5 protein-coding genes are annotated in these 9,245 nt (G+C 67.7%); 1 reads left to right on the plus strand and 4 read right to left on the minus strand.

Annotated features, from left to right (window positions below; all coding sequences use genetic code 11):
• From AC1VAN_RS04045 to AC1VAN_RS04055, 3 genes are all read right to left on the minus strand, one after another.
• On the minus strand, window positions 1–442 hold a 442-nt coding region (locus AC1VAN_RS04045; protein ID WP_480985313.1), incomplete at its 3' end, for an NAD-dependent epimerase/dehydratase family protein.
• A 63-nt stretch (window positions 443–505) separates the two neighbouring features.
• Window positions 506–2,077: a hypothetical protein gene (locus tag AC1VAN_RS04050; protein ID WP_442252304.1), complete on the minus strand. Its 1,572-nt coding sequence runs from the start codon at window positions 2,075–2,077 to the stop codon at window positions 506–508.
• Between the two features lie 30 nt (window positions 2,078–2,107).
• Window positions 2,108–4,264, minus strand: a complete 2,157-nt coding sequence (locus AC1VAN_RS04055; protein WP_032974983.1) for a bifunctional (p)ppGpp synthetase/guanosine-3',5'-bis(diphosphate) 3'-pyrophosphohydrolase — start codon at window positions 4,262–4,264, stop codon at window positions 2,108–2,110.
• A gap of 130 nt (window positions 4,265–4,394) precedes the next feature.
• Here AC1VAN_RS04055 and AC1VAN_RS04060 point away from each other — a divergent pair, with 130 nt between their 5' ends.
• Complete coding sequence (locus AC1VAN_RS04060; protein WP_025879372.1) at window positions 4,395–4,931, plus strand: hypothetical protein; 537 nt, start codon at window positions 4,395–4,397, stop codon at window positions 4,929–4,931.
• A gap of 138 nt (window positions 4,932–5,069) precedes the next feature.
• Here AC1VAN_RS04060 and hrpA read toward each other — a convergent pair whose 3' ends face one another.
• Window positions 5,070–9,155 (minus strand): ATP-dependent RNA helicase HrpA, encoded by a 4,086-nt coding sequence (gene hrpA / locus AC1VAN_RS04065; RefSeq protein WP_480985314.1) that lies wholly within the window; start codon window positions 9,153–9,155, stop codon window positions 5,070–5,072.
• Window positions 9,156–9,245: the final 90 nt, after the last annotated feature.

Below are 9,245 nucleotides of genomic sequence, written 5' to 3' on the forward strand. Positions count from 1 at the left end.
TGCTGCGATCGATGCCGGCACCGTAGATCAGCGTCGGCCGCAGGATCGTCCACTCCATGCCAAGACGCTCGGCCTGCGCAATCAGCCCCCGTTCCCCGCGCTGCAGCATTGCAACCACATCCTGCTCATCGGCCTGCGCCGATTCCTGCTTGGTGAGCACGCTCATCGAACTGGTGACGATGATCCGGGGCGCCGGTGCCACCGTCTGCCGGGAAAGCCATTCCGCCCAGAGCTCCATCGGGCTGGAGCTGGCAATGGCCTGCCAAGCGTGCGGGCCACTCTGGTCAAGTGCATCGTAAAGGTCGCCGCCCAGCCACTGCACTCCTGGCTGCTCCGCCTGTGGACGTCGGCTTACCGCCTGCACGTCCATGCCGGCCTGGACCAGCCGTGGCAACAGGTAACGACCGATCTGGCTGGTCGCGCCGGAAACAAGAACGGTCATCTACTATCCAGGGCAAGGCAACAGGGGGCCATTACTATAGCTGCGTCAACGCGATCCATCGGGTCACGGCGGCACGCTACCGATGTCGCGCAGCCGCTCCTGCAACTGCTGGTATTCGGCGGTGGCCGGACCGGCACCCAGCTGGTTCGCCTGTTCCAGTGCACGTTCGGCAAAAGCCACATCACCGCGACCCAGCCGTTCGCTGCCGATCGCCAGCCAGCGTTGTGCCAGGCGGGCACGCGCATCGGGCAACCCTGTGGCGGTCGGCGCCAGGGTCTGCCAGGCCTGCAGGCAGGCGCCCGCAGCCTGCACCCGGTTCTGCCGCAGGTTGTCATCAAAACAGGACCGGCTGGCGGGCAGCAGCCGTGCTGCCGCTGCCTTGACCCGGCTGTCGCGCGGCGCCAGTGCCTGCGCTTCGCGCAGCGCATCGAAGGCGCTGTGGCCGGGAGGGCTGATCCACTGCCCGGCACGCTCGGCGCGGTCGATCTGGCGCAACCGATCACGCAGCTGGCGCTCACGCTGGGCCGTGCTGATACCCGGCTGCTGCAACGACTGGCGCGCCTGCCGCGCACGCTGCAGGCGCTGTGCAAGCTGCTGCTGCGCTGCCTGCGAGGCACCCAGCCCCGCGGCCAGCGCGGCATCCTTGTCGGCCGCCTCGAACTGGAAGTCGTCGGCCCGCTTCTGGCTGCGCGCCAGCAACGCCTGCACGGTCTGCTCACGCCCACGCAGTGCCGTAGGATCATCGGCGGTGACCGCCAGCACCGCCTGGAAGCTATCCGCAGCCGTCTCGAGCTGCTGCCGTTTGAGCGCGCGATGCCCCTGCTGCAGGCGCTGGTCGATTGCACGGGCCAGCGCTTCCTGGCTGGCAGGAAGTTCGGAATGACCTGGATCGAACTGGCGTGCGCGCTGCAGGATCGCTGCCCCCGTGGCCAGTTCACCGCGTGCGGCCTGTGCACGCGCCTGCTGCAGCAGATCGCTCAATGCATCCTCGCGACCTTCCAGTGCAGGCAGGTTGTCCGGCTGCAGTGCCAGCACGCGCTGGAACAACGGCAGCGCGCTGCTGTCGCCGTCGTCCAGCCGCCCCGCTGCAAAGGCATTGCGGGCCTGCGCAAGCAATGCACCGATGCCAGCACCGGCGCGACGACGCGCCTGCAGCTGCTGGGCCACCGCATCTGCCTCGGCGCGCGGCACCTGCAGCTCACGTGCCAACGCCAGCGCCTGCGCGCAGCCGTCCAGGTCGCCCGCCTGCAGCCGCTCACGCGACTGCTGCAACGCTGCCGCGCCGGTGCGGGCCAGGCCCTGTCGCGCCTGCGGGCGGTCGCCATCAAGGGCCAGCACCGCCTGGTAGCGTTCACGCGCGCCGCTGCCGTCGGCCGCGGTCAGGCGTCCTTCGCTCACTGCGCGATCGCCCTCGGCCAGCAGCTGTTCTATCTGTGGCTCATCCCAGAACCAGTCCGCCAGCGGTTTGCGCACCAGTACCAGCAGCACGAACACGGCTGCGGCAGCCAGCAATGCCCAACGCCACACCCGTCGTGCGTGGCGCGCCTGCAGCCACCACCAGCGGCTTTCACGGCGAACGCGATCCAGCGCCGGATGTGCGGCGCCGTGTGAACGATGCGGGGGCTCGCGTTCCATGCGTGCAGGGTAGCCGGGGCAGCGTGAAGCTCAGCCCAGACGACGCGCCTCGCTCACGCCCGGCAACGCATCGAGCTTGCCCAGCAGAGTCGACAACTGGCCGTAGTCGCTGACCTTCAACCGCAGGCGCAGATGCGCGCGGCCACTGTTGCGGACGTTGTCGCTGTGGATGTCCAGCACGTAGGCGTCTTCCTGTGCGATCAGGTTGGTGATGTCCTTCAGCAGCCAGCGGCGGTCGACCGCGTCGACCACCACGTCCACTTCATAGCCACCGCCGGCCTGGCCCCATTCCACCGGCAGGATCCGCTGCGGGCTGGTCGCAGCCAGCCGTGCCAATGCCACGCAGTCTGCACGATGTACCGTGACACCACGGCTACGGGTCAGGTAGCCGACGATCGGTTCACCCGCCACCGGCTGGCAGCAACGCGCCAGCTGCACCAGCAGGTTGCCCACGCCCTGTACGGTGAACTTGGACTTGCCCAGGTTCTCGCGGCGCGCGGTCGGCCGCGGCAAGGCCGACGTCGGCGCCGGCTGGCTGGCCGCACGCTCGGCCTCCAGCAGCGAACGGCTGACCTGGTTGGGGCCGGTATCGCCCAGGGCAACCTGGATGTACAGGTCGTCGACGCTGTCGGCGTGGAACTTCTTCGCCGCCGCGGACAGGTCCGAATGCTGCAGGCCCAGCCGCTTCAGTTCGCGCTCCAGCAGCTCGCGCCCCGCCTGCACGTTGCGCGCACGGTCCAGCTTGTGGAACCAGCTGCGCACCTTCTCGCGCGAGCGGTTGCTGGCCAGGAAGCCGTTGGCCGGCATCAGCCAGTCGCGGCGCGGGTCGGCCTCCTTGCCGGTGAGGATCTCGACGCGATCCCCGCTGCGCAGGCGGTAGGTCAACGGCACGATGCGGCCGTTGACCTTGGCCCCACGGCAGCGGTGTCCGACCATGGTGTGCACCTGGTAGGCAAAATCCAGCGGTGTTGCGCCCTGCGGCAGGTCCAGCACCTCGTCCTTCGGGGTCAGCGCGTAGACACGGTCTTCGGTCAGCTCGGCATCAAGCGCCCCGGCCAGTTCATTGCCCTGCCCGTCCTGCGCCTGCTCCAGCAGCTGCCGCATCCAGGTGATCTTGCGATCGAACGACTTCTCCGCGCCCTTGCCGCCTTCCTTGTACTTCCAGTGCGCGGCCACGCCCAGCTCGGCCTGCGCGTGCATGTCGTGGGTGCGGATCTGCACTTCGATGGTGCGCCCTTCCGGGCCAACCACCGCCGTGTGCAGCGAGCGGTAATCGTTGGCCTTGGGCCGGGCGATGTAATCGTCGAACTCGCTCGGCACCGGTGCCCACAGCGCATGCACCACGCCGAGCGCGGCGTAGCAGGCGGCGACGTCGTCGACCATCACCCGTACCGCTCGGATGTCATACAGCTGGTCGAAGGCCAGGCGCTTCTTCTGCATCTTCCGCCAGATGCTGTAGATGTGCTTGGGGCGGCCGCTGACCTCGGCGCGGATGCCCTGCACGCCCAGTTCGCGCGACAGCACCTTCTTCACATTCTCGACGTAGCGCTCGCGGGCGATGCGGGTTTCGTCGACCTCACGCGCGATGCGCCGGTAGGTTTCCGGCTCCAGGTGACGGAAGGCCAGGTCTTCCAGCTCCCACTTCAACTGCCAGATGCCGAGCCGGTTGGCCAGCGGCGCATGGATGTCGCGGGTCAACTGGGCCAGCGCGCGGCGCTGCTCCTCTTCGAGCTTGTCGGCCGCGCGCATGCGCGCCAGCTGCCGGGCCAGCAGGATCGGTACCACCCGCAGGTCGCGGATGATCGCCAGCAGCAACCGGCGCAGGCCTTCGCTGTTGCGGCCGGCCTCGCGACCGGCATGCAGTGCCCAGACGGGATCGGCCGCGTCCTGTCCATCGAGCAGGCCGATCACCGCCGCTTTGTGGCTGCCCAGCGGCAATGCATCAAGGTGGACGCGCAGGCCCGGCAGATCGAACAGCAGGGCCGCCACCACGGCGCCCTCGTCTGCCGAGAGCATCGCGAGCGCGTCCAGGGTATCGCCCAGCACCGACCAGCTGGCACGCATCTGCGGGTCGCAGTCGGGCGCTTCCCAATACCCGCGCAGGGCCTGGCGCAGCGGAGCCGGCAGCACGGCTGCCGAGGGGCGGTTCAACAAGGCATCCAGGCCGGGGACGGAAGCGCGGTTCACAGCATCGAGCAGGCAAGACAGAAGCCCCTACACTAGCGCCGCAGCCGTTCAGGAACAATCGCCGCGGCCAGCATCGCCGGGAATGTGGACATGCCGCTACACTCGCCGACATCCACGGGAGAGTTCCGCCATGCCTTCGATCACCCTGCCTTTCCGCCCTCGCCTGCTGGCCTGTGCCGCCGTGCTGCTGTCCCTGTCGACGCCTGCGCTGGCCCAGCGCGTGGTGCAGGGTGACCTGCAGCAGCAGATGTCACCGGCCGAATTCAAGGCCGCTGGCCTGGACAAGCTCAATGCCGCCGAGCTGGCCACGCTGAACCGCTGGCTGCAGGGCAAGGTTGAAGCCGCCACCACCGAGGCCGTCGCTGCGGTGCGCGAAGAAGCGCGCGAGGAAGGCCGCCAGGAAGTGATCGTGAAGAACCGCGGCTTCTTCGACTTCGGCAGCAACGAGCCGATCAGCGGCGTGCTGCAGGGCGAGTTCCGCGGTTTCGGCAAGGGCCGGATCTACGTGCTGGACAATGGCCAGCAGTGGGAACAGACCGATGCCACCTCGATTTCCGGCGTACGCAAGCAGTCGCCGAAGGTCAGCATCAGCCCCGGAGTGATGGGCGTGTGGTACCTGAAGGTCGAAGGCGTGAACACCCAGCCCAAGGTGCGCCGCACCAAGTAACGGCCTGGTTTTGCTGTAGAGCCAAGCCAACGTTTGGCGGCAACCTGCTGCGCCACGTCCCGCAGTAGATCCACGCCATGCGTGGATGCCATTCCGTTTGACCCCGCCAGCCAGTGCCCGGCGGGGCCAGCCCAGGGATTACGAGGCCTGGCGCAGTGCGGTCACCCGCTGCGCCAGCTTCTTCGCCGAAACGCCGGTGCGTGCGCCCAGCTCCTGCGCGAACAACGATACCCTCAGCTCCTCCAGATCCCAGCGCAAGGCCTGCCACTGCGGCCGCTCGCGCAGGCCCTGCTGCTCGCCCACCTGCAATGCCTCCAGGAACGGGTGCAGTTCCAGCATGCGCGCCTGGTCACGCGGGGGATCGCGCTTGGCGCGTTCGGTGCGCAGGATCATCGCTTTCAGGTAGCGCGGGTACTGCGCCAGGGCGTCGGCCGGCGTGTCGCGCAGGAAGCCGGGATGGATCAGCCCAACCAGCTGCGCTTCCATGTCATCCAGATTGCCGCGCGCCCAGCCCATCAACGGTGCTTCCAGCATCGGCTTCAATTCGGCCACCAGGGCAAGGATCGTCTCGGCCAGCTTCAACCGCTGCATGGCCTCGCCGAACAGCGTTTTTGCGGCGTGCTCGCGACGCTGTTCGAACGCCGCCGCATCGCGGATATCGCCCAGGCCGTCGGCCAGCACGGCATTCAGCGCCGCATCGACCAGATCGCCACGCAGGCGTTCCTGGGTTTCGATCGAGGCGTACAACAGGCCGGTTTTCGCTGCTACCGGCAACTGCTTGCGTGCCTGTTTGATCTTCTCGCCCAGGCCGATCTCCAGCAGTCGACGCACGCCCAGCGGGTGTGCTTCCTCGGCCTGTTGGCGATCAGCAAAGATGCGCAGTGCAACGCTGTCACCCTCATCCTTCAGCGCGGGATAGGCCGGCACGCCGGCCTCGCCCGGTACCTGCAGCGGAATCGGCGAGGCCGGGAACGTGCGCAGGCCATCGGCCGCCATCTCGCGCCCGGCACGTGCGGCGAACGCATCGCCGGCACGGCCACCGAACTTCGCACGCAGCACATCGAGGTCGCGCGAGGTTGCCAGCACCTTGCCCTGCTCATCGCGCAGGCGCAGGTTCATGTGCAGGTGCGGTTCGATTGAACCGGGATCGAAATCGGTAGCGGCCACGGTTGCCCCGGTTGCGCGGGACAGGAAGCGCGCCAGCTCGCCGGTGATCGCGTCCGCGCTGGGCTGCGGGAAGGCCTCGTAGAACGCGCGCGCGAAATCCGGTGCCGGCACGTAGTTGCGCCGCATTGCCTTGGGCAGGCTGCGGATCAAGGCCGCCGCCTTGTCGGCAACGAAACCCGGCGCCAGCCATCCCAACTGCACCGCATCCAATGCATTGAGCAGGTGCAGCGGCACGTCCAGGGTCACGCCGTCATCGTCGGCTCCCGGTTCGAAGCGGTAGTGCAGCGGCAACCGCGCCTGGCCCAACGCCAGGTACTTCGGGTAGCGCTCCTGCTCGCTGCCTTCGCCCGGCAGCAGATCCATCAACGACCAGTGCAGGCCCTTGCGTTGTTCCGGCGGCAGCGCCTTCCACCACGCATCCAGCCCGGACGCGGAATGGATCTGCGGCGGCACCCGGTCCAGGTACCAGCGTGCCTGCCAGTCCTCGTCGGCAACGATGCCGGCACGGCGCAGCTTGGCTTCTTCCTCGCGTGCCTGCTCCAGCACCTTCTGGTTGTCGGCCACGAAGCTGGCACGGGTGTTGATCTCACCGGTCACCAGTGCCTGGCGCACGAAGATGTCATGCGCCTCGCCGGCGTTGATGCGGCCGTAATGCACCGGCTTCTTCGGCGCCAGCACCAGCCCGAACAGGCTGATCTGCTCGGAGGCCAGCACCTGGCCCTGCGCACGCGACCAATGCGGGTCGAAGTGCTTGCGCAGCAGCAGGTGCGGCAGTTCGGCGATCACCCAGTCCGGCTCGATCGCCGCCAGGGTCATGCCCCACACCTTCTGCGTATCCAGCAGGTTGGCGGCCAGCAGCCACGGTGGCGGCCGCTTGGACAGCGTCGAACCGGGGAATGGCAGGAAACGGCGTTGGCGCGGCGCCTGGAAATCACCCTTCTCGCTGCGATGGCCGATCTGCGTGGGCAGGCCCGCCACCAGGGCCCGATGCAGGGTCTGGTAAGCCGTGGCGCGAACGCGTTCGCTGTAACCACCGCCGTCGGGCGCCTGGTCCTTCTGCGCACGGGCAGCGACCGGCGCGGGCGCCGTTTCGGCCTTGCCCTCGCGGGCCAGGCGCGCAGCACGGTGCAGCTGGCCACGGGTCGCCTTCACCGCAGCAGCATCATCGCGCGCCGGAGCCGGCGCACTGCTGCGGGCCAGCAGCGGGGCCATCGATGCCTCGTTGGCCTCTTCCTTCCAGCCCAGTTCCTCGCACAGCAGGCGCAGCTGTCGATGCAGCTCGCGCCATTCACGCATGCGCAGGAAGCCGAGGAAGTGGCGGCCGCACCAGTCGCGCAGCTTGGACTGGGTCAGATCCTCATGGGACTGGCGATAGGCGTCCCACAGACGCAGCACACCGACGAACTCGGAGCGGCCATCGGCGAACTGCGCGTGTGCGTTGTCGGCGGCGCCACGCGCCTCGGGCGGCCGCTCGCGCGGATCCTGGATGCCCAGGAACGAGGCGATCACCAGCATCGGTCGCAGGCAGCCTGCCGCCTGCGCCGCCACCAGCATGCGCGCCAGTTTCACGTCCACCGGCAGGCGCGCCATCTGCTTGCCGATCGCGGTCAGGTGGCGTTCGCTGTCGATCGCCCCCAGCTCGGTCAGATGCTGCCAACCGTCAGCGACGGCCCGCTCATCCGGCGCCTCAAGGAACGGGAAATCCTCGATGCGGCCCAGGCCAAGCTGCAGCATGCGCAGGATCACCCCGGCCAGGCTGGAACGACGGATTTCCGGATCGGTGAACTCCGCCCGCGCCTGGAAATCGGCCTCGGCATACAGGCGATAGCAGATGCCCTCGGCCACGCGGCCACAGCGGCCCTTGCGCTGGTTGGCACTGGCCTGCGAGATCGGCTCGATGTGCAGCCGGTCCAGCTTGTTGCGCGGGCTGTAACGCTTGACGCGGGCGAAACCGGGGTCGACCACATAACGGATGCGCGGCACCGTCAACGAGGTCTCGGCCACATTGGTGGCCAGCACGATGCGCCGGTTCGGGCCGGGGTTGAACACCCGGTCCTGGTCCTGGTTGGACAGCCGCGCGTACAGCGGCAGCACTTCGGTACTGCGGTACTTGCGCCGCTCCAGTGACTGGTGTGCATCGCGGATCTCACGCTCGCCCGGCAGGAAGATCAGCACGTCGCCACGGGAATCCAGGCGGGTGATTTCGTCGATGGCCGCAACGATCGCATCGTTGACCGTGCGTTCGCCCTGGTCTTCGCCCTCGCCTTCCAGCGCGCGATAGCGCACCTCCACCGGATAGGTACGGCCTTCGACGCTGATCACCGGCGCATTGTCGAAATGCTGGGCGAAGCGCTCGGYGTCGATGGTSGCCGAMGTGAYGATCAGCTTCAGGTCCGGGCGCTTGCGCAGCAGCTGCTTGAGATAGCCAAGCAGGAAGTCGATGTTGAGGCTGCGTTCGTGCGCTTCGTCGACGATGATCGTGTCGTAGTTCGACAGCCAGCGATCACTGGCGATTTCGGCCAGCAGGATGCCGTCGGTCATGAACTTGATGCGGGTGTCTTCGCCGACCTTGTCGTTGAAGCGCACCTGGTAGCCCACCAGCTGGCCCAGTTCACTCTGCAGTTCCTGCGCGACACGACTGGCCACCGCACGTGCGGCGATCCGGCGCGGCTGCGTGCAGCCGATCATGCCGGCCTGGCCACGGCCGGCGGCCAGGCACAGCTTCGGTAGCTGGGTGGTCTTGCCCGAGCCGGTTTCACCGGCGATCACCACCACCTGGTGGTCGCGGATCAACTGGGTGATGGTCTCGGCTTCACGCGCAATCGGCAGCTGTGGGTCCAGAGTAATGGCCGGCTGTTGTTGCGCCCGCGCGTGGCGGCGCTGCACCGAAACCTGCAAGGCCTGCTCGAAACTGGCGGCCAACGCCGCATCCTGTGGCTTGGCTTGGCAACGCGAGAGCATTCCCAGCAATCGTCCACGGTCGCGGCTCATGGCGCCGTCGATGGCGGCACGCTGTTGGCGCTGGCGGGACTGCGGCATTTTGTCGATAGCGTTCATCAATCGGTTCGTTTAAAACTTTGAATGCGACCAGTCATCAAGACTGATTTATTGTGAAGGCCAACGATTCCATAAGGAGGAACCCCATGG

It is taken from the genome of Stenotrophomonas sp. 05L44_2 (assembly GCF_056665995.1).

Bases quoted from the DNA above. Each gene is read 5' to 3' on its own strand.
- AC1VAN_RS04050 (WP_442252304.1), bottom strand. From the start codon at position 2,077: ATGGAACGCGAGCCCCCGCATCGTTCACACGGCGCCGCACATCCGGCG.
- AC1VAN_RS04060 (WP_025879372.1), top strand. From the start codon at position 4,395: ATGCCTTCGATCACCCTGCCTTTCCGCCCTCGCCTGCTGGCCTGTGCC.